15 protein-coding genes are annotated in these 20,536 nt (G+C 71.2%); 13 read left to right on the top strand and 2 right to left on the bottom strand.

Going from position 1 to position 20,536, the window contains the following annotated elements:
• Window positions 1-30: 30 nt before the first annotated feature.
• From ACFXMG_RS34005 to ACFXMG_RS33985, 5 genes are all read left to right on the top strand, one after another.
• Entirely contained in the window at window positions 31-783 is a 753-nt protein-coding gene (locus tag ACFXMG_RS34005; RefSeq protein ID WP_383821596.1) for a GntR family transcriptional regulator, read from the top strand.
• 287 nt (window positions 784-1,070) lie between these two features.
• Window positions 1,071-1,247, top strand: a complete 177-nt coding sequence (locus ACFXMG_RS34000; RefSeq protein WP_383821594.1) for an SPOR domain-containing protein — start codon at window positions 1,071-1,073, stop codon at window positions 1,245-1,247.
• A 21-nt stretch (window positions 1,248-1,268) separates the two neighbouring features.
• Complete coding sequence (locus ACFXMG_RS33995) at window positions 1,269-1,715, top strand: (deoxy)nucleoside triphosphate pyrophosphohydrolase (protein WP_383821591.1); 447 nt, start codon at window positions 1,269-1,271, stop codon at window positions 1,713-1,715.
• 161 nt (window positions 1,716-1,876) lie between these two features.
• Complete coding sequence (locus tag ACFXMG_RS33990) at window positions 1,877-2,299, top strand: ATP-binding protein (protein WP_383821588.1); 423 nt, start codon at window positions 1,877-1,879, stop codon at window positions 2,297-2,299.
• 144 nt (window positions 2,300-2,443) lie between these two features.
• On the top strand, window positions 2,444-5,029 hold the full coding sequence (locus tag ACFXMG_RS33985) for a SpoIIE family protein phosphatase (protein WP_383821584.1): 2,586 nt from the start codon (window positions 2,444-2,446) through the stop codon (window positions 5,027-5,029).
• A gap of 23 nt (window positions 5,030-5,052) precedes the next feature.
• On the opposite strand, the gene ACFXMG_RS33980 is transcribed toward ACFXMG_RS33985, so the two are convergent.
• Together ACFXMG_RS33980 and ACFXMG_RS33975 are read right to left on the bottom strand one after the other, a co-directional pair.
• Window positions 5,053-5,763, bottom strand: a complete 711-nt coding sequence (locus ACFXMG_RS33980) for a PspA/IM30 family protein (RefSeq protein WP_383821581.1) — start codon at window positions 5,761-5,763, stop codon at window positions 5,053-5,055.
• A gap of 35 nt (window positions 5,764-5,798) precedes the next feature.
• Window positions 5,799-7,883 carry a TPM domain-containing protein gene (locus ACFXMG_RS33975; RefSeq protein WP_383821678.1) on the bottom strand — a complete coding sequence of 695 codons (2,085 nt, stop codon included), beginning with the start codon at window positions 7,881-7,883 and terminating at the stop codon, window positions 5,799-5,801.
• A 45-nt stretch (window positions 7,884-7,928) separates the two neighbouring features.
• On the opposite strand from ACFXMG_RS33975, the gene ACFXMG_RS33970 reads away from it, so the two are divergent.
• The 8 genes from ACFXMG_RS33970 (at window position 7,929) to ACFXMG_RS33935 (ending at window position 20,534) form a co-directional block, all read left to right on the top strand.
• Window positions 7,929-9,068, top strand: a complete 1,140-nt coding sequence (locus tag ACFXMG_RS33970; protein WP_383821578.1) for a hypothetical protein — start codon at window positions 7,929-7,931, stop codon at window positions 9,066-9,068.
• A gap of 683 nt (window positions 9,069-9,751) precedes the next feature.
• A complete protein-coding gene (locus ACFXMG_RS33965; protein WP_383821576.1) occupies window positions 9,752-12,091 on the top strand; it encodes an ABC transporter family substrate-binding protein in 2,340 nt (779 codons plus the stop codon).
• 275 nt (window positions 12,092-12,366) lie between these two features.
• Window positions 12,367-14,268 carry a translational GTPase TypA gene (gene typA, locus ACFXMG_RS33960; RefSeq protein ID WP_383821573.1) on the top strand — a complete coding sequence of 634 codons (1,902 nt, stop codon included), beginning with the start codon at window positions 12,367-12,369 and terminating at the stop codon, window positions 14,266-14,268.
• 425 nt (window positions 14,269-14,693) lie between these two features.
• Window positions 14,694-16,334 carry an ABC transporter substrate-binding protein gene (locus ACFXMG_RS33955; RefSeq protein ID WP_383821571.1) on the top strand — a complete coding sequence of 547 codons (1,641 nt, stop codon included), beginning with the start codon at window positions 14,694-14,696 and terminating at the stop codon, window positions 16,332-16,334.
• 173 nt (window positions 16,335-16,507) lie between these two features.
• Window positions 16,508-17,440, top strand: coding sequence for an ABC transporter permease (locus ACFXMG_RS33950; RefSeq protein ID WP_383821675.1), 933 nt, complete (start codon window positions 16,508-16,510; stop codon window positions 17,438-17,440).
• A complete protein-coding gene (locus ACFXMG_RS33945; RefSeq protein WP_383821568.1) occupies window positions 17,433-18,380 on the top strand; it encodes an ABC transporter permease in 948 nt (315 codons plus the stop codon). Before ACFXMG_RS33950 ends, ACFXMG_RS33945 begins: the two co-directional genes overlap by 8 nt.
• Window positions 18,381-18,394: 14 nt before the next feature.
• Window positions 18,395-19,453, top strand: coding sequence for an ABC transporter ATP-binding protein (locus tag ACFXMG_RS33940; protein WP_383821565.1), 1,059 nt, complete (start codon window positions 18,395-18,397; stop codon window positions 19,451-19,453).
• The gene (locus ACFXMG_RS33935) at window positions 19,446-20,534 is read left to right on the top strand and encodes an ABC transporter ATP-binding protein (protein WP_383821562.1); all 1,089 of its coding nucleotides are present in this window, start codon (window positions 19,446-19,448) and stop codon (window positions 20,532-20,534) included. Before ACFXMG_RS33940 ends, ACFXMG_RS33935 begins: the two co-directional genes overlap by 8 nt.
• The last annotated feature ends 2 nt before the right edge of the window (window positions 20,535-20,536 follow it).

The raw sequence follows: 20,536 nt of genomic DNA, 5'->3' as shown, positions 1-20,536 counted from the left end.
AGCTGTCTGTCAACCTGAGGGGAGTGTCCAGTGACGTTCGGTGAGCAGCCCGCCTATTTGCGCGTGGCGAGCGATCTGCGGGAGAAGATCGCCAACGGCTCGCTCCCGCCGCATACCCGTCTCCCCTCGCAGGCGCGCATCCGCGAGGAGTACGGGGTGTCGGACACCGTCGCGCTGGAGGCCCGCAAGGTGCTCATGGCCGAGGGGCTCGTCGAGGGCCGCTCCGGCTCGGGGACGTACGTGCGGGAGCGCCCGGTGCCCCGCCGGGTCGCTCGCTCCGGCTACCGGCCCGCCGGCGGCGCCACCCCCTTCCGGCAGGAGCAGGCCGTCGAGGGCGCGCGCGGCACCTGGGACGCGAGCAGCGAGCAGGAGGAGGCGGGCGGGGAGATCGCCGCGCGGCTCGGCATCGAGCCCGGCGACCGCGTGATGCGCACCCGGTACGTCTACCGGGACGGCGGCGAGGCCATGATGGTCGCCACCTCCTGGGAGCCGCTCGCCGTCACCGGCCGCACCCCCGTGATGCTCCCCGAGGAGGGTCCGCTCGGCGGCTGCGGCGTGGTCGAGCGGATGGCGGCGATCGACGTCGTCGTGGACAACGTGGTGGAGGAGGTCGGCGCCCGCCCCGGCCTCGCCGAGGAACTGCTCGTCCTCGGCGGCGTCCCCGGCCATGTGGTCATGGTCGTCGAGCGCACCTTCTATGCCTCCGGCCTCCCCGTGGAGACCGCCGACGTGGTGGTGCCCGCCGACCGCTACCGCCTCTCGTACCACCTCCCGGTCCGCTAGGACCTGCCCGGGGCCGCGCCCCGGAGTTGACGGCACATCAGGACGACACGTCGGAACGGCACATCAGGACGGCACATCAGACGGCCCTCTCCGCCCGGCACCGCCGGGCGGAGAGGGCCGTCCGGCATGTGGCCTTCGGCCGCCTTCCGATGCTTCCCGGCCGATCCGTATCTCTTGGTGAAAATCCGTATCCGCTGTGTGAAGGTCAGGCGTAAGCTCAGGCATATGCGGATTGCGGTTTCCCGGAGATCCTTGGTGACGCCTGGCCCGGCGGAGGGAGAAGCCTGATGACCGACAGCGGCCCCGTCCATCCGTGGCTCGTGATACGGCAGGACGACAACGGCAACCGCTACCGGGTCGGCCGGTACGCGACGCAGGACGAAGCCCAGAAGATCGTGGACACGCTCGATTCCCGCGGCCACAAGCAGATCTACTGGGTCGAGCACGTCGCCCCCACCGGCTGACGCCCGGCTACCCTCGCGGGCATGACCCACAGCACTGCACACCACGGCACCGGACCCGGCCAAGGGACCGGTGCCGTGGTCGTCGTCGCGGCCGCCCTCCTCGACGGCGGCCGGCTGCTCGCCGCCCGCCGCAGCGCCCCCGCCGACCTCGCCGGCCGCTGGGAGCTGCCCGGCGGAAAGGTCGAGCCCGGCGAGCGCCCCGAGGACGCCCTCGTCCGCGAACTGCGCGAGGAGCTCGGCGTCGAGACCGAGCCCGGCGAGCGGATCCCCGGCGAATGGCCCCTCAAGCCCGGTTACGTCCTCCGGGTGTGGACCGCCCGCCTCCTCTCGGGCGAACCCCGGCCGCTGGAGGACCACGACGCGCTGCGCTGGCTCGCCCGCCACGAACTGGACACCGTGGACTGGCTCGACCAGGACCGCCCGGCGGTCGCGGAGGCGGCGCGCAGACTCCCGGTCGCGCGCCCCTAGACCCGGCGTACGCCCGGTTCCCTACGCCGTTCGTGCCACCGTGCGCCCACAGCCGCCCCCCGGGTGGATATTTCGCACCGAATAACGGGTATGTCCCCATTGGTCCCTCGGGAGAGGGTGATCCTCTTCCTGCTGAACCACGCTTGGGGAAGTGATCGGGTGTGATCGACACCGACGGCGTCCGCGCCGAGTGGAACTTCCCGGCGGAGGCCGACGCGGTGCGCACCGCACGCCACGCCGTGCGCGAGACGCTCCGCTCCTGGGAGGTCGACGCGGCCGTCGGTGACATCGCCGTCCTGCTGGTCAGCGAGCTGGTCACCAACTCCCTGAGGTACGCCTCGGGGCCCATCGGGGTACGGATCCTGCGGGCCGAGGGCGCCGCCACGGACCCGCCCCGGCACTCCGCGCTCCTCGTGGAGGTCTCCGATCCGCTTCCGGATCCGCCCACCGAGCGGCCCGCGGGACCCGACGACGAAGGGGGCCGCGGGCTCGGTCTCGTGGCCTGTTCCGCACGCCGCTGGGGGACCCGGCAGGGCAGCGCCGGGAAAACCGTATGGTTCGAGCTGGCTCTCCCTGGTGAGTAAAGAGAGAGGGACGACGATCACCGGAGCGGGTCGCGAGCCGACCGAGACCACCCTGTGATCGTGGACGTCGTGCCGCCGGGGCCCGCCGTGTTGAATACTGCGGGCATGGCCGGTCCGGTGCGGTGAGCTGGAGGGGACGGTCGCGTGAGCGAGATATCCGAGACGACGGGCGGCGTCGTGTGGCAGAGCAGCCCGCCCGGTTCGATCTACGACTACATCCGGGTCGCCTCCTTCTCCCTCGGGCCCGACGGACGCGTCGACCAGTGGAGCCGCCGGGCGGCGGACCTCTTCGGAGTGCCCGCCCAGGAGGCCAGGGGCAAGGACCCCGTCGAGGCGTTCATGCCCGCCGAGCTGCGGGATCGCGGCCACCGGCGGGTCAAGGAGGTCCTCGACGGGCGCGAGTGGACCGGCCTCGTCCCGTTCCGCATCCCCGGCCAGGCCGGGCCCCCCGGGCAGGAGTCGCCGCACGGCATCGCCGAGATGTACGTGATGCCGAGCGAGACCGAGACCGGCGAGCGGGCCGCGCTGTGCATCGTCGTCGATGTCCGGGCCCTGCGGCGGATCGAGACCGACCTCGCCGCCTCCCAGGCGATTTTCGGCCAATCGCCCTTCGGCTTCCTCCTCTTCGGCACCGACCTCACCGTCAAGCGCGCCAACCAGCGCTTCGCCGCCGTCTTCGGCGGGGACGCCGACGACCACCGCGGCCGGAACGTCCACGACTACCTCGCCAAGCCCGAGGCCGACCGGATGACCGCCGCGCTGCGCCGCGTCCTGGAGACCGGGGAGTCCGTCAACGACCTCCGGATCACCGGAGCCGCCCCCGGCGCCCGGATCCGCCGCCACTGGTCCATCAACCTCTACCGGGTGCACAGCGGCTCCGGCCGCCCGATCGGCGTCGCCGGCCTCGGCATCGACGTCACCCGCCGGCAGAGCGCCGCCCGCGAGGCCGCCAGCGCCCGCCGCAACCTCGCCCTCCTCAACGAGGCGGGAGCCCGTATAGGCAACTCCCTCGACCTGGAGGCCACCGCCCGCGAACTCCTCGACGTCGCCGTCCCCGGCTTCTGCGACCTCGCCTCCGTCGACCTCTACCAGGGCCTCCTCACCGGCGACGAGGCCCCGCCCGGCCGCTGGGGCAGCTCCCACGACGTCGGCTACGGCGCGGGCAGCGCCGAACTGCGCCGGGTCGCCTTCGCCAGCGCCGTATCCGACACCCCCCTCAGGACCGAAGAGGGCCACGGACCGGCCGGCGACGGCGGCGGACCCGTCCCCATCGAGGTCGGCGCCGTCCACCGCTATCCCTTCAACTCGCCCGCCGCCGGGGCCCTGCGCACCGGCCGGGTCCGCACCGTGCCCGGCGGCGACGGCGACCTCGTCCACTCCACCCTCGCCGTCCCGATGGTCGCCCACGACACCGTCGTCGGCCTCGTGCGGTTCTCCCGCGCCAAGGGGAGCGAACCCTTCGGCGACCGCGACCGGGCCCTCGCCGTGGAGCTGGCCGCCCGCGCCGCCGTCTGCATCGACAACGCGCGCCTCTACCGCCGCGAGCACGAGCGGGCCCTCATCCTCCAGCGCAGCCTGCTCCCGCCCGGCGACCCCGAGGCCGCCGGCCTCGACATCGCCTGCCGCTACCTCCCCGGCACCGACGCCGCCGAGGTCGGCGGCGACTGGTTCGACGTCATCGAACTCCCCGGCCACCGCACCGCCCTCGTCATCGGCGACGTCATGGGCCGCGGCCTGCGCGCCGCCGTCGCCATGGGCGAACTGCGCACCGCCGTCCGCACCCTCGCCCAGCTCGACCTCGAACCCGCCGAGGTCCTCTCCCACCTCGACGAGATCGCCCGCGGCCTCGGCGCCCCCATCGGCTCCCAGCAGTCCCGCGCGCACAAGAACCGCGGCCCCGAACTCTCCGAGGTCTACCTCGCCACCTGCGTGTACGCCGTCTACGACCCGGTCACCCGACGCTGCACCTTCGCCAACGCCGGCCACCTCCCGCCCGTCCTCGTCGCCCCCGGCGAGGAGGCGGAGCTCCTCGACGTGCCCCCGGGGATGCCGCTGGGCGTCGGCGGCGAACCCTTCGAGGAGGTCGAGGTCGAACTCCCCGAGGGCTCCCTCCTCGCCCTCTACACCGACGGACTGGTCGAATCCCGCGACCACCCCCTCGACGAGGGCCTCAGCGCCTTCCGGCGGGCCCTCGCCGACCGGGCCCGCCCCCTGGAGGACGTCTGCGACCGGGTCCTCAGCACCCTCGACACCGGCCACGGCGAGGACGACATCGCCCTCCTGATGGCCCGTATCCAGGGACTGCCCGCCGAGGCCGTGGGCGACTGGCGGCTGCCCCGCGAGCCCCGCTCCGTCGGCCGCGCCCGCGAACTCGCCCGCACCCAGCTCAACGCCTGGGGGCTCGACGGGCTCGTCGACACCGTCGAACTCCTCGTCAGCGAGCTCGTCACCAACGCGCTGCGGTACGGCGAGGGCGAGATACGGCTCCGGCTGCTGCGCGACCGCACCCTCGTCTGCGAGGTCTGGGACTCCGGCCTGGTCCAGCCGCGCCGCCGCCGTGCCAAGGACACCGACGAGGGCGGCCGCGGCCTCCAGCTCGTCGGGCTCCTCTCCGCGTCCTGGGGCTCGCGCCGCACCCCGCGCGGCAAGACCGTCTGGTTCGAGCTGGCCCTCCCCGACGGCGGGCCCACGGCGGAACCCACCGTGGACCAGCTCCTCAGCATGTTCTAGGCGCTCCGGAGGCTTCAGGTGCCTCAGGCGGCCTTGAGCGCGGCCAGCCGGGCCGCGACCTCCGCCTCGTCGCCCAGCGTGTCCAGCTGCTCGAACTGCGCGTCGAGCGAGGAGGCGGCCAGCTCCTGCTTGCCCAGCGCCCGCGCCTCCTCCCGGCGCACCTTGTCCTCGAAGCGGCTCAGCTCGCTCGTCGGGTCCAGCACGTCGATGTTCTTCACCGCGTCCATCATCGTGTTCTGCGCCTGCGCCGACCGGGAGCGGGCGACCAGCTCGTCCCGCTTGGCCTGGAGCTCGACCAGTTTGCCCTTCATCTGGTCGAGGCCCGTGGTCAGCTTGCCCACCACCTCGGTCTGGGCGGCGATGGTCGGCTCGGCCGTCCGCGCCTCCTTCTCCGACTGGAGCTGACGGCCCAGCGCGACCTTGGCGAGGTTGTCGAAGCGGTCCGCCTCCGCCGCCTGCCCGCCCGTCCGCAGCTCGTCCGCCTTCCGGCTCGCCGCCAGGGCCTTCCCGCCCCACTCGGCCGCCGCCGCCACGTCCTCCGCGTGGTCCTGCTCCATCAGCCGCAGATTGCCGATGGTCGCCGCCACCGCCTCCTCGGCCTCCGAGATGTTCGCCGAGTAGTCGCGGATCAGCTGGTCCAGCATCTTCTGCGGATCCTCCGCCTGGTCGAGGAGGGCGTTGATGTTCGCCTTCGCCAGCTGGGTGACACGGCCGAGGATGGTCTGCTTGCTCATGCGGTGCTCCTTGAAGGGTGTCGTGGACGTGGAACTCAGAAGCGGCCGCCGCCGCCCCGCCGGCCGCGCGTGCCGCTGCCGCCGAAGCTGCCCGGCCCGCCGCCGAAACCTCCGCCCCCCGAGCCGCCGCCGAAGCCGCCGCCGAAACCGCCCCCATATCCGCCCCCTCCTCTGCCGGAACCCCCGCCGAACAGCCCGCCGAGGATGATGCCGCCGAGCACGGCCCCGCCGAGCCCGCCGCCACCGCTCCCTCCCACTCCTGTTACACCGCCCAGGCCGTTCGGGTTCCCGTACCGGCGCACGTCCTGCTCCGCGAGCTCCTGCGCGCGCCGGGCGAGCGCGTCCGCCTGCCGCGCCTCCGCGAGCGCCCCCTGCGGCTCGTCCGCCGCCAGCGCGCGCGCCTTCTCCAGCCGCCGCTGGGCCTCCGCCAGCCGGGTCCTGGCCTCGCTGCCCACCGCGCCCCGATGCGTCTGGACGTAGTCCGAGGCCGCCCCCAGCTCCGAACGGGCCGTCAGCAGCGCCTGCTCCAGGAGGGCACGGGCCCGCGCGTCACCGGACTCGCGCTCCCGCGCGCCGGCCAGCGCCCCGTCGAGCGCCGCGTCCGCCTCCTCGATCCGGCGCAGCGCGTCCAGGGGGTCGTACCGCCCCGCCTCCCTCGCCCGCCGGACCTCCGCCGCCACCGACTCCGCGCGGGCGATCCGGCCGCGCAGATCGCCCGTCGCGGCGCCCTCGGCGGTCCCTTCGAGCAGGCCGCGGGCCTCGGCGAGGTCGGCGTCCGTCTCGGTGAGGACGCCCGGCAGCCGGCCGACCGCCTCGTCCAGCTCCCGCGCCCGCCGGTCCACCGCCTCGATCAGCCGGGCGGCCTGGTCGACCGCGCCCTCGGCGGCCCGTACGTGCACCGCGGCGGCGCCGGTGTCGCCGTCGTCGACGGACTGGCGGGCCTGGTTGATGTGGGTGGTGGCGAAGACCAGCCGGTCCTTGGCCTGCTCGACGTCACCGGCGACCGGGGAGGCCGCGGACTCCGTGTACCGCTCGCGCATCGCCGCCAGCGCCGCCTCGGCCCCGCCGACCCGGCCGGTCTGCCCGCGGAAGGCCGCCTCGACCGCGGCGAGCGCCTCGGGCGCGGTCCGCTCCAGGGCCCGCAGCCGGTCGAAGTCCTCGGTCTCCGCGTCGAGCCGGGCGTCCGCCTCGGCGCAGCGGCGCAGGATCTCGTCGAGCATCGCGCGCCGGGTGGCCTCGTCCTCGGGGAAGGCGTCGTCGAGCTTCTGCCGGAGCCGGAAGGAGGCGGTCAGCTGCTCCTTGGCGAAGGCCATCGCCTCCTCGAAGGGGCGGGTGGCCTCCTCGCCGAACTGGGCGGTGGCGAAGCCGAGTTCCTCCTGGCTGGTGCGGACGGCGTCGTCGGTGGCGACCAGCGTCCGCCGGGCCTCGCCGTCCAGCTCCTCCAGGGAGGGCTGGGCGGGCTGGCCCCAGCCCTGGTTCCCGCCGCCGCCGGGCGTGGTGCGGGTGGCGGTCCGCCGGCGCCGGCGGGTGTACGCGTACGCCGCGACCGCTCCGGCGCCGCCGAGGAGCGCGACGGGGAGGATCAGGTCGCTCGCGGAGGAGGATCCGGAACCGCCGGAGCCGCCGGGGTCGGCGGGGCCGGGGGTGATCTCCGGGGCGGGGACGGGACGGCCGGCGAGGACGGCGCCGTAGCCGTCGGCCGCGCCGATCGCCGCGCCCGCCCAGTCGTTCGCCCGCAGCGCCGGTTCGATCGCGGTCCTGGCCACGTCGTCGAGCTGGGCCTGGGTGAGGCGGGAGTCGGGGTCGACCGAGTAGCCGTACCGCCGGTCGTGGGTGGCGACGGCGAGCAGTACGTCGTCGAGGCCGAGGCCGTTGCGCTCGGCGGTCGCGTCGGCCCAGTCCTGGCCGGTGCGGCCGGAGAAGTCCCGTACGTAGACGACGAAGAGCTGGAGACGGCGGTCCTCGTAGAGCCGGTCGAGGGCCTCGGCGACCTCGGGGCGCCGGTCGCGCAGGGCGCCCACCCGGTCGAGGATCTGCCCGTCGGAGGGGAGGACGACGGGGTCGTCGGCGCGGGCGCCGGTCGCGGCGGGCGCGACGAGCCACCACGCCGCCACCAGCATCGCGAGCAGGGCTCGGGTGGCTATTCGGGTCACAAAGGGGAGGTTATGTACTGGTTTACGCCTCCGCGACCGGACGCGGGCCCTTCGGAAACCGACCGCCGGGGCGGCGCGTCCCTGTCAGAGCTGATCTCTATGACGCTCTGGGGGAGGGCTCGGGTGAACGGACGACTGAGAAGGATGTGGCGCAAGGGGCGCTGGTGGGTCCTGGGGCTGGTGTTGCTCCTCGTCGTGCCGCCGCTCTTCGGCGCGCTCGCCCTCCGGGTCAGTTACGCGGGCGATCTCCGCGACGACGCGCGCACGCGCGGGAGGGACGCGTACTGGATCGGCCACGCGTGGGTGGACGGCAGGAAGAAGGACGCCGACCTGGAGGCGCTCGCCGCGCGGCTGAAGGGCACCGGCATCAAGGACCTGTACGTGCACGCGGGCCCGCTCGAACACGACGGGACCCTGCCGGCGGAGCGGCATCCGCGCGTGCGGTGGCTGACCGAGGGGGTCCACCGCGTGCTGCCCGGGATCCGGGTCCAGGCGTGGCTCGGGGACATCCTCGCCAACGAGGGGCCGGTCGGTCTGCGGCTCTCCGACGCGGCCTCGCGCTCGGCCGTCGTCGCCTCCGCCCGGCAGGTGCTGGACGCGGGCTTCGACGGCGTCCACTTCGACCTGGAGCCGCTCCAGTCCGGGGACGCCGACTATCTGACGCTCCTGGACGACCTCGGGAGGCTGACGAAGGCGCGGAAGGTGCCGCTGTCCGTCGCCGCCCACCAGATCGATCCGCTGCCGGGGGCGCACTCCGCGCTCGGTCTGTTCGGGGACAACGGGAAGTGGTGGTCGCAGGAGTACTTCGGGGAGGTGGCGCGGCGGGTCGACCAGATCGCGGTGATGTCGTACGACACGTGGATGCCGCTGGAGAGTCTGTACGGCGGGTACGTCGCGCAGCAGACGGCGCTGGCGTTGGAGGTGACGCCGGAGAGCACCGATCTGCTGATGGGGCTGCCCTTCTTCCACGAGGACGATCTGGGGCATCACGAGAGCGCGGAGACGGTGGCGGCGGCGGTGCGGGGCGTCCGTCTGGGCCTCGGCCGCACGGACCCCGGCCGGGAGCGCTTCGGCGTAGCGCTGTACGTCGACTTCGCGGAGGAACCCACAGACTGGACCGCCTACCGCACGTCGTGGTCCCCCCAGAACTGACCCGCCCCCGCACCGCTGCGGCCAGCGGTGCCGCCGCGGCCGGGCCCGCCGTTTCGTCGCGGCCGACCACGCCGCTGGGGCGCTGCCCCCGCACCCCGTTTCGTTGTGGGCGGTCGCGCCGCTGGGGCGGTGCCCACCCCGCGCCCGGGCCTGCGCCGGGCGGCCGCCGTCGTTTCGTTGTGGGCGGCGTGCCGCCGCCGTTTCGTTGTGGGCAATCGTTCCGCTGGGGCGGAACGGGTGGGCACAACGGAACGGCACCCTTCGCGGGTGCTTCCGCTTCTGTTGCCTGGACCCGCACCACGAGTGCACCGACCTTCCGGTGCGGGTTCGGGCGCGGGAAGCCTTGGCCCGGCAGGGGGCGCCGTCCCTGTGCCCACCCGTCCCGCCCTGCGGGACGCCTGCCCACAGGGACGGCGGCGGCGCGGCCCGGCCGCGAGGGTGACGGGGGCGGGGCCCACAGGGACGGCGCCGGCGGGCTGGCCCGGCCACAGGGATGGCGGCAGCGGCGGGCGGCCCGGCCGCAGGGGCCGCGGCGGCAGCCGTCGGGTTGGGCCGCATGGGTGGGTTCTTGGGGGTGGGGCGTCGTGTCGGGGGGGTGGGGGGTGGGGGGTGCCGTTCAGTGGGATGAGCAATAGGTCTGATCATCTCCAAATGGCACAAAACCGGACGAAGGGGTAAAAGTCATGTCCCAGGTCGGCGCCCCCCGGGGAAGGACATGGGCCGGTCCGTCCAGGAGCCCCCGCTCCCGGACACTCCGCTCCGTAGCCACCCTCACCACCGCGGTCCTCACCGTCACCCTCCTCGCCGGATGCAGCTCCGACGAGGACGCCGACGCCCCCGCCGCCGCCCAGGACAACGCGCCCACCGCGCGCGGCATGGTCGACGACGGCGGCACCCTGCGCTGGGCGGTGGACGCCCTGCCCGCCACCTTCAACGCCTTCCAGGCCGACGCCGACGCCGCCACCAACCGCGTCGCCGGCGCCGTCCTGCCCGCCCTGCACACCCTGGACGAGCGCGGCAGGCCCCGGCTCAACCCCGACTACCTGGAGACCGCCGAGGTCGTCGAGACCGAACCCCGCCAGGTCGTCCTCTACAAGCTCCACCAGCAGGCCGTCTGGAGCGACGGCCGCGAGATCGGCGCCGCCGACTTCGTCGCCCAGTGGCGCGCCCTCAGCGGCCGCGACACCGCCTACTGGACGGCCAGGAACGCCGGCTACGAGCGGATCGAGAAGATCGAGAAGGGCAAGAACGACCTGGAGGTCCGGGTCACCTTCGCCAAGCCCTACGCCGACTGGCGCTCCCTCTTCACCCCGCTCTACCCGAAGCAGGTGATGGGCGCACCGAACTCCTTCAACGACGGCGCCCGCACCACCCTCAAGGCCACCGCGGGACCGTTCCTGCTGGGCAAGGTGGACCGGAAGTCCGGCGACCTCACCCTCACCCGCAACCCCCGCTGGTGGGGCAAGCCCGCCAAGCTCGACAGCCTCGTCCTGCGGGCCGTCCCGCGCGCCGACCGGGAGGCCGCCCTGGCCGGCGGCAAGCTCGACCTGGCCGAGATCGACCGCTCCACCGCCGAGCGGATCGCCCTCGCCCTCAAGGACGCCGACGCGGGCCGCAGCGGCGCCGAGGCCGCCCGGCTGCACGGCCCCGGCTCCGCCATCACCCCCGGCAAGGCCCTCGGCTCCTGGGCGCTCGCCCACGGCGAGGACGAGGAGCTGGCCGCCGAGGTCCAGGCCGCCCGCGCCGAGAACAAGGCCGCCGTCGCCCGCTACGCCAAGGCCCAGGACACCCTCGCCGGCTACGTCGTCCGCAAGTCCCTGGAGCCCGCCTACACCCAGCTCTCCCTCAACGGCGAGTCCGGTCCGCTCGCCGACGAGCGCGTCCGGCGCGCGGTCGCCCGCGCGATCGACCGCAAGGAGCTGGCCGAATCCGTGCTCAAGCCGCTCGGGCTCCCCTCCGACCCGCCCGGCAGCCACCTCGCCCTGGTCGGCCAGGCCGCCTACGCCGACAGCAGCGACGCCCTCGGCGACCAGGACACCCAGGAGGCCCGCGCCCTCCTCGCCGACGCCGGCTGGGTCCCCGGCGGGGCCCAGAAGAAGCCCGCGGGCACCAAGGCCGGCTCCGAGGCGGAGCGGAAGAAGCAGGGCGAGGCGGCCAAGAAGAAGACCGAGGACAAGGCGTCCGACGAGGGCCTCTACATCGTCGGCGACGACAAGCCCGGCGAGCTCCGCGCCGCCCCCCGGATCGGCCCCGGCGGCCCCGAGGCCGGCACCCGGGTCCTCGCCCCGGCCCCCGCCGCCGCCCGCGAGAGCGCCGCCCTCCTCGCCCGCGCCGAGGCCCTCGACACCGGCGCCCGCGCCGCCCGCCCCGGCAACACCAAGCCGGACAAGGGCGTCGCCGGCGCCTACGCCCCCATGGGCAGCGCCGCACCCGCCGCCGTCCCCGCCGCCTCCCAGGCTCTCGGCAAGGACGGCAAGGCCCTCAGCCTCCGCTTCGTCCTGCCCTCGGGACCCGGCTCGGAGACGCTGCGGGCGGTCGGCGACAAGATCGTCCGGATGCTCGACGCGGTCGGGATCCGTACCGAGGTCACCAAGGTCTCCGACGAGAGCTTCTTCAAGGACCACATCGCCTCGGGCGACTACGACCTGGCCCTCTACTCCTGGCCCGCGTCCGCCTTCCCGGCGACCGACGCCCGGCCGATCTTCGCCAAGCCCGAGCCCGCCTCGGACGGCTCCCTGCTGGTCGAGCAGAACTACTCACGCGTCGGCACGGACCGGATCGACCAGCTCTTCGACCAGGCGGCCGGCACCCTCGACGAGGAGGAGGCGGGCGAGCTGATCCGCCAGGCCGACGCCCGGATCTGGGCCGCGGCCGGATCCATCCCGCTGTACCAGCGCCCCCAGCTGGTCGCCGCGCGGCAGGACGTGGTGAACGCCGGAGCCTGGGGCTTCGCAGCCCCCCAGTACCAGGACATCGGTTTCAAGAAGAGCGAAACGACCAAGGGTAGCCCGTCGAACCGCTGAAATCACAGGTCACAACCTCAGAATCAGCTCAAGTTCCTTGCCCGCCGGTGATCCCGGCGGGCAGGATCGCGTCGGCCCCTTGACCCGGACCGCATGACCTTCCCCACACCCTGCGCACCACCCTGAAACGTCCCAGTAGACCCTCTCGGATCGATCCGGGGAAGCCCCTTGCACGGCAGCCCCGTACCATAGGACATAGCCGTGGCGCGTCCGCCCGGCGGGCGTAAGAGGAACTGACGCCGATTCCCACGATCCGAGAGAAGCGCAAGCCACCCATGCCCACGCGCCACGACATCCGTAACGTCGCCATCGTCGCCCACGTCGACCACGGCAAGACGACCATCGTCGACGCCATGCTCAAGCAGGCCGGTGCCTTCGCCGCCCACCAGCAGCTCGACGACCGCATGATGGACTCGAACGACCTGGAGCGTGAGAAGGGCATCACGATCCTCGCCAAGAACACGGCGGTGAAGTACCACCCCAAGGACGGCGGGGCCCCGATCACGATCAACATCATCGACACCCCCGGCCACGCCGACTTCGGCGGCGAGGTCGAGCGCGGTCTGTCGATGGTCGACGCCGTCGTCCTCCTGGTGGACGCCTCCGAGGGTCCGCTCCCGCAGACCCGCTTCGTGCTCCGCAAGGCGCTCCAGCAGCGCAAGCCCGTCATCCTCTGCATCAACAAGACGGACCGCCCGGACTCCCGGATCGACGAGGTCGTCAACGAGACCTACGACCTCTTCCTCGACCTGGACGCCGACGAGGACCAGATCGAGTTCCCGATCGTCTACGCCTGCGGCCGCGACGGCGTCGCCTCGCTGACCAAGCCGGAGGACGGCACCGTCCCCGCGGACAGCGACAGCCTGGAGCCGTTCTTCTCCGCGATCCTGGAGCACGTCCCGGCCCCGGTGTACGACGAGGAGGCCCCCCTCCAGGCCCACGTCACCAACCTGGACGCCGACAACTTCCTCGGCCGCATCGCGCTGCTCCGCGTCGAGCAGGGCGAGCTGCGCAAGGGCCAGACGGTCGCGTGGATCAAGCGGGACGGTTCGGTCTCCAACGTCCGCATCACCGAGCTGATGATGACCGAGGCGCTCACCCGCAAGCCCGCCGAGGTCGCCGGCCCCGGTGACATCTGCGCCGTCGCCGGTATCCCCGACATCATGATCGGCGAGACCCTGGCCGACCCGGAGAACCCGATCGCGCTTCCGCTGATCACGGTCGACCAGCCGGCCATCTCCATGACCATCGGCACCAACACCTCGCCGCTCGTCGGCCGCGGCGGCACCGGCAAGGGCGCCGAGGCCAAGTCCGCGGTCAAGGACCGCAAGGTCACTGCCCGCCAGGTGAAGGACCGCCTGGACCGCGAGCTGATCGGCAACGTCTCGCTCCGCGTCCTGGAGACCGAGCGCCCCGACGCCTGGGAGGTCCAGGGCCGCGGTGAGCTCGCGCTCGCCATCCTGGTCGAGCAGATGCGCCGCGAGGGCTTCGAGCTCACCATCGGCAAGCCCCAGGTCGTCACCAAGGAGGTCGACGGCAAGATCCACGAGCCCGTCGAGCGCCTCACGGTCGACGTGCCCGAGGAGCACATGGGCGCCGTCACCCAGCTCATGGGCGTCCGCAAGGGCCGCATGGACAACATGTCGAACCACGGCTCCGGCTGGGTCCGCATGGAGTTCGTCGTCCCGTCGCGCGGCCTGATCGGCTTCCGTACGGAGTTCCTCACCAACACCCGCGGCACCGGCATCGCCCACTCGATCCACGAGGGCCACGAGCCGTGGTTCGGCCAGCTCCAGACCCGTAACAACGGCTCCCTGGTCGCCGACCGCGCCGGTGCGGTCACCGCGTTCGCGATGACCAACCTCCAGGAGCGCGGCGTCCTGTTCACCGACCCCGGCACCGAGGTGTACGAGGGCATGATCGTCGGCGAGAACTCGCGCTCCGACGACATGGACGTGAACATCACCAAGGAGAAGAAGCTCACGAACATGCGGTCCTCGTCGGCCGACTCGTTCGAGGCGATCGTCCCGCCGCGCAAGCTCTCCCTGGAGCAGTCCCTGGAGTTCTGCCGCGACGACGAGTGCGTCGAGGTGACCCCGGAGGCCGTCCGCATCCGCAAGGTCGTCCTCGACCAGAAGGAGCGCAGCCGCTCCGCGTCGCGCGCCAAGAACGCCTGACGGAAGTCCGTCGAGATCGGCTGAGCCGCATCTCACACCAAGGGCCTGGCCACTCGCTAATGTGCGAGTGGCCAGGCCCTTTTCGTCAAACGCTTTGCCTCGACCGAGCGTCCGGATTCCGGTCATCGCTCTCCGGTACGTGTGTTAACAGTCCGTTTCGGGCGTGTCTGTCTGGGCTCATTTTGTCCGGATTTCGGTATCTGGGCCCGAGGTGATGTTGTCAAAACGAGACCGCTTAAGTGTGGTTTACAGCCCGGACGTACTTAATAGTTGGCTCCATTGAGCTCGGGTCAATGGGTCACGCACTGTGGGGAGTGCCGACTCACGAGCACACTCGGGGTACCGGGGGATCAGCGCCGTCAGGGGTGTCGGCAGGTCTCGAAGTGCCCTTCTTGATGACAAGTGGACTCATGAGGAGGAAACCCATGCGCGGTGCCAAGAGCGCCAAGTGGGTAACGGGCGCGATCATCGTCGCCCTGGCTGCGACCGCCTGTGGCGGTGGCAACGACGGCAAGGGCAACAGCGCCGGCGGCAAGGTCGACCCGAACGGCATCTTCTCCGTCGAGCTGGGCGAGCCGGAGAAGCTCCTGCACACCGGTGACACGATGGAGTCCAACGGCTCCGCGGTCATGGCCGGCCTGTTCTCGACCCTGGTCGACTACAAGGCCGACGGTTCGCTCGAGATGATCAACGCCGAGTCGGTCACCACGACGGACTCGAAGACGTGGACCGTCAAGCTCAAGAAGGGCTGGACCTTCCACGACGGCACCCCGGTGACCGCCAAGTCCTTCGTGGACGCGTGGAACTGGAACGCCAACATCGAGAACGCCCAGGGCCTCTCGTCCTGGTTCGCGGACATCAAGGGCTTCGAGAAGGTCCACCCCGAGGCGGAGGGCGCCAAGCCCACCTCCAAGACGCTCGACGGCCTGAAGGTCGTCGACGAGACCAGCTTCACCATCGAGCTCGCGAAGCCGGTTCCGTACTTCGCGCACAAGCTCGCCTACATCGTCTTCGCGCCGCTCCCGGAGTCCTTCTACAAGGACTCGAAGGCCGCGGGCCTGAAGCCGGTCGGCAACGGTCCCTACAAGTTCAAGTCGTGGGACCGCAAGAAGCAGATCGAGATCGTCCGTTACGACGACTACAAGGGCCCGAACAAGGCGAAGAACGGTGGTGTGACGTTCAAGAACTACACCACCCTCGAGGCCGCGTACGAGGACCTGAAGTCCGGCAACGTCGACGTCCTGCGTCAGATCGCCCCGAAGGACCTCCCGGTCTACCGTCAGGACCTCGGCGACCGCGCCGTGGACCAGGCGTACTCCGCGATCCAGACCATCGCCGTCGCCTTCTACGCCGACCAGTGGAAGAAGCCGAAGCCGGTCGACCCGCGCGTCGTCCAGGGCCTCTCCATGGCGATCGACCGCGCGACCATCACCAAGACGGTCCTCAACGGCACCCGTGAGCCCGCCACCGGCTGGGTCGCCAAGGGCGTGCTCGGCTACCAGCCGAACTCCGTCGAGATCACCAAGTTCGACCCCGCCAAGGCCAAGGAGCTCATCAAGGCCGGCGGCGGCGTCCCGAACAACAAGATCTCCATCCAGTACAACGCCGACGGTGGCCACAAGGAGTGGGTGGAGGCTGTCTGCAACTCCATCACCCAGGCCACGTCCGTCGAGTGTGTCGGCGACGGCAAGCCGGACTTCCAGTCCGACCTGAACGCCCGCAAGGAGAAGCAGGTCAAGTCCCTGTACCGCTCCGGCTGGGTGCTCGACTACCCGGTGAACGCCAACTTCATCTCGGACCTGTTCCGTACGGGTGCGGCCGGCAACCAGGGCGACTTCTCCAACAAGGAGCTGGACGCCAAGATCGCCAAGGCTGACGCCGCCGCCACGCTGGAGGAGTCGGTCAAGGAGTTCCAGGCCATCGAGAAGGACCTGGTCAACTACATGCCGTCCATCCCGCTCTGGTACTACAAGGTCAACGCGGGCTACTCGGAGAACGTCTCCGGTGTGGCGTACGGCCAGGACGGCGACCCGATCCTGACCGGCGTCGAGGTCAAGCAGAAGTAATCACCCGAGCGTAGTCCGCATGCCGTCACGGGACTGACGGATCGTCAGTCCCGTGTGCGGTGCCTTACGCAGCGGCTGGGGGGCCCTTCCGCGGCATCACGCTGTCCGAATCCGGGCAGCCATGTCGAGGGAGGGCCCGTCGGCTGCGGCCGTCACATCTCAACGGAGGCATGATGGGGCGCTATGTCGCACGACGACTGCTCCAGATGATCCCGGTCTTCTTCGGGACAACCCTGCTGATCTTCCTCATGGTCTACAGCCTGCCCGGCGACCCCGTGGCCGGACTGTTCGGAGACAAGGGGGCATCCCCCTCGACCCTGGCGGAACTCAGACACAAGTACGGTCTCGATCAGCACATCCTGAAGCAGTACTGGGACTACATCACCGGAATCGTCCTGCACTTCGATTTCGGTACGCAGTTCCGGAACGACCGGCCTGTGACCGAGGTCCTGGGCGACGCGTTCCCCGTCACGATCCAGCTGGCGGCCCTGGCCTTCGCGTTCGAGCTCGTCTTCGGCATCGGTCTCGGCATCATCGCCGGCCTCCGCGCCGGACGGCTCGCCGACAACGCGATCCTGATCTTCACCCTGCTGATCATCTCGATCCCGGTCTTCGTGCTCGGCTTCATCATCAAGATGGTGTTCGCCTTCCAGCTCGGCTGGATCCAGCCGAACGTGAGCAACGACCAACTGCTCTCCGAGATGATCGCTCCCGCCATCGTCCTCGGTGGCCTCTCGCTTGCCTATGTGGCACGGCTCACCCGTACCTCGATGGCGGAGAACCTGCGCGCCGACTACATGCGCACGGCCGTCGCCAAGGGTCTGCCGAAGCGCCGCGTCATCGGCGTCCACCTCATGCGCAACTCGATGATCCCGGTGATCACCTTCCTCGGCACCGACATCGGCGCCCTCATGGGCGGCGCGGTCGTGACCGAGGGCCTCTTCAACGTCAAGGGCGTCGGTGGCCTGATCTACGAGTCGATCACCCGCCGCGAGGGCTCCACCCTCGTCGGTCTCGTCACCGTGCTGGTGGTCGTCTACCTCATCACCAGCCTGCTCATCGACCTGCTGTACGCGGTCCTGGACCCGAGGATCCGGTATGCCTGACGTGACCAAGACCGCTGACGCGGCCGTCGTCGCCACCCCCTCGGTGGACGCCCCCGTGCCTCCGGTGAAGCAGGACAAGCCCCGCTCCCTGTGGGGCGACGCGTGGCGCGACCTGCGCCGCAACCCGTACTTCATCGTGTCGTCGGTGCTCATCTTCTTCCTGCTGCTCATCGCGGCGTTCCCGGGGATGTTCACCAGCGCCTCGCCCACCGCGGGCGACCTGGTGAAGCACTACATCGGCAAGCCGGAGCTGGGCAACGTCGGTTCGGCCGGCTGGCTCGGCTACGACATCCAGGGCCGGTCCGTCTACGCCCGCCTGATCTACGGCACCCGTGCCTCGGTCATCGTCGGCATCTGCGTGACCCTGATCGTCACCGTCGTCGGCGGCACCATGGGCATGCTCGCCGGCTACTTCGGCGGCTGGATCGACGCGGTCCTCTCCCGGATCACCGACGTCTTCTTCGGCATCCCCTTCCTGCTGGGCGCCATGGTCGTCCTCCAGGCGTTCACCGAGCGCACCGTCATGGTCGTCGTCTTCGCCCTCGCCTTCCTCGGCTGGACGCAGATGGCCCGCGTCATGCGCGGCGCCGTGATCACGGTCAAGCAGGCGGACTACGTCCACGCGGCCAAGGCGCTCGGCGCCGGCACCACGCGGATCCTGTTCCGGCACATCCTGCCGAACGCCATGGCTCCCGTGATCGTCGTCGCCACCATCGCGCTCGGCGGCTACATCTCCGCCGAGGCCACCCTGTCCTACCTCGGTCTCGGCTTCGCGGCCCCGACCGTCTCGTGGGGCCTCGACATCTCCGCCGGTGTTCAGGCGATCCGTACGTCGCAGCACATCCTGCTGTACCCGTCGATCATGCTGAGCCTCACCGTCCTGGCGTTCATCATGCTCGGCGAAGCCGTTCGCAACGCCCTCGACCCCAAGCTGCGCTGAGGAGGGCGTACATCGTGAGCACTATCGACAAGACCGCGAGTGTCCCGGCGCCGCGCGAGAGCGGCGAGCACAACGGACCGCTGCTCGAAGTCAAGGACCTGCACGTCGAGTTCCACACCCGTGACGGTGTGGCCAAGGCGGTGAACGGCGTCAACTACTCGGTCGACGCCGGCGAGACCCTCGCCGTCCTCGGCGAGTCCGGCTCCGGCAAGTCCGTCACCGCGCAGGCCATCATGGGCATCCTCGACATGCCGCCCGGCCGGATCCCGCAGGGCGAGATCCTCTTCCGCGGCGAAGACATGCTGAAGATGACCGACGAGGACCGCCGGAAGATCCGCGGCCGCAAGATCGCGATGATCTTCCAGGACGCGCTCTCCTCGCTGAACCCGGTCCTCTCCGTCGGCTACCAGCTCGGCGAGATGTTCCGCGTCCACCAGGGCATGTCCAAGAAGGACGCCACCCGCAAGGCCGTCGAGCTGATGGACAAGGTCAAGATCCCCGCCGCCAAGGCGCGGGTCACCGACTACCCCCACCAGTTCTCCGGCGGTATGCGCCAGCGCATCATGATCGCCATGGCGCTCGCCCTGGAGCCCGACCTGATCATCGCCGACGAGCCGACCACGGCCCTCGACGTGACGGTCCAGGCCCAGGTCATGGACCTCCTCGCGGAGCTCCAGCGCGAGTACAACATGGGCCTGATCCTGATCACCCACGACCTCGGCGTCGTCGCCGACGTCGCGGACAAGATCGCCGTCATGTACGCCGGCCGGATCGTCGAGCAGGCGCCCGTGCACGAGCTGTACGGCCGCCCGGCGCACCCTTACACCCGGGGTCTGCTGGACTCGATCCCGCGCCTGGACCAGAAGGGCCAGGAGCTCTACGCGATCAAGGGCCTCCCGCCGAACCTGCTCAAGGTCCCCACGGGCTGCGCCTTCAACCCGCGCTGCCCCAAGGCCACCGACCTCTGCCGTACGGAGATCCCGGCCCTGGTGCCGGTCACCGAGCAGGACGGCGCCGATCTGCCGGGCCGCAAGAGCGCCTGCCACTTCTGGAAGGAGACGATCCATGGCTGACCTCAGCAAGAACGACGAGGCCGTGGCCGCCGCCCTGGACGTCCCCGTCCAGCGTGGGGAGCCGATCCTCCAGGTGCGCAACCTCCAGAAGCACTTCCCGCTGACGCAGGGCATCCTCTTCAAGAAGCAGGTCGGCGCGGTCAAGGCCGTGGACGGGGTCTCCTTCGACCTCTACCAGGGCGAGACCCTCGGCATCGTCGGCGAGTCCGGCTGTGGCAAGTCCACGGTCGCCAAGCTCCTGATGAACCTGGAGCGCGCCACCGCGGGCGAGGTCTTCTACAAGGGCCAGGACATCACCAAGCTGTCCGGCCGCGCGCTGAAGGCCGTGCGCCGCAACATCCAGATGGTGTTCCAGGACCCGTACACCTCGCTGAACCCGCGCATGACGGTCGGCGACATCATCGGCGAGACCTTCGACATCCACCCCGAGGTGGCCCCGAAGGGCGACCGGCGCCGCAAGGTGCAGGACCTCCTCGACGTCGTGGGTCTGAACCCGGAGTACATCCACCGGTACCCGCACCAGTTCTCCGGCGGTCAGCGCCAGCGCATCGGCATCGCCCGCGGCCTCGCGCTCAACCCGGAGATCATCATCTGCGACGAGCCGGTCTCGGCCCTGGACGTCTCCGTCCAGGCGCAGGTGATCAACCTGATGGAGAAGCTCCAGGACGAGTTCAACCTGTCCTACATCTTCATCGCGCACGACCTGTCGATCGTCCGGCACATCTCGGACCGCGTGGGCGTCATGTACCTCGGCAAGCTCGCCGAGATCGGTACGGACGAGGAGATCTACGAGCACCCCACGCACCCGTACACCCAGGCGCTGCTCTCCGCGGTGCCGGTGCCGGACCCGCAGGCCCGTGCCAACCGGGACCGCATCATCCTGACGGGCGACGTGCCCTCGCCGGCGAACCCGCCGTCGGGCTGCCGCTTCCGCACCCGGTGCTGGAAGGCCCAGGAGAAGTGCTCCACGGAGCAGCCGGTCCTGGCGATCCCGGAGCGCTTCCGCGGCCAGGACACCCTCGCGGCCCACGAGTCGGCGTGCCACTTCGCCGAGGAGCGGGACGTCGTCCACGCGGGCTGACC

The sequence above is a fragment of the Streptomyces sp. NPDC059201 genome, assembly GCF_042754585.1.
Lineage (GTDB): Bacteria > Actinomycetota > Actinomycetes > Streptomycetales > Streptomycetaceae > Streptomyces.
Note: the sequence above shows the minus strand (reverse complement) of the source record. Positions and strands in the feature narration are given on the sequence as shown.

Bases quoted from the DNA above. Each gene is read 5' to 3' on its own strand.
- ACFXMG_RS33955 (WP_383821571.1), top strand. From the start codon at position 14,694: ATGCGCGGTGCCAAGAGCGCCAAGTGGGTAACGGGCGCGATCATCGTC.
- ACFXMG_RS33945 (WP_383821568.1), top strand. From the start codon at position 17,433: ATGCCTGACGTGACCAAGACCGCTGACGCGGCCGTCGTCGCCACCCCC.
- ACFXMG_RS33995 (WP_383821591.1), top strand. From the start codon at position 1,269: ATGACCCACAGCACTGCACACCACGGCACCGGACCCGGCCAAGGGACC.
- typA (WP_383821573.1), top strand. From the start codon at position 12,367: ATGCCCACGCGCCACGACATCCGTAACGTCGCCATCGTCGCCCACGTC.
- ACFXMG_RS33935 (WP_383821562.1), top strand. From the start codon at position 19,446: ATGGCTGACCTCAGCAAGAACGACGAGGCCGTGGCCGCCGCCCTGGAC.
- ACFXMG_RS34000 (WP_383821594.1), top strand. From the start codon at position 1,071: ATGACCGACAGCGGCCCCGTCCATCCGTGGCTCGTGATACGGCAGGAC.
- ACFXMG_RS33950 (WP_383821675.1), top strand. From the start codon at position 16,508: ATGGGGCGCTATGTCGCACGACGACTGCTCCAGATGATCCCGGTCTTC.
- ACFXMG_RS33965 (WP_383821576.1), top strand. From the start codon at position 9,752: ATGTCCCAGGTCGGCGCCCCCCGGGGAAGGACATGGGCCGGTCCGTCC.
- ACFXMG_RS33970 (WP_383821578.1), top strand. From the start codon at position 7,929: ATGTACTGGTTTACGCCTCCGCGACCGGACGCGGGCCCTTCGGAAACC.
- ACFXMG_RS33975 (WP_383821678.1), bottom strand. From the start codon at position 7,883: ATGCTGGTGGCGGCGTGGTGGCTCGTCGCGCCCGCCGCGACCGGCGCC.
- ACFXMG_RS33980 (WP_383821581.1), bottom strand. From the start codon at position 5,763: ATGAGCAAGCAGACCATCCTCGGCCGTGTCACCCAGCTGGCGAAGGCG.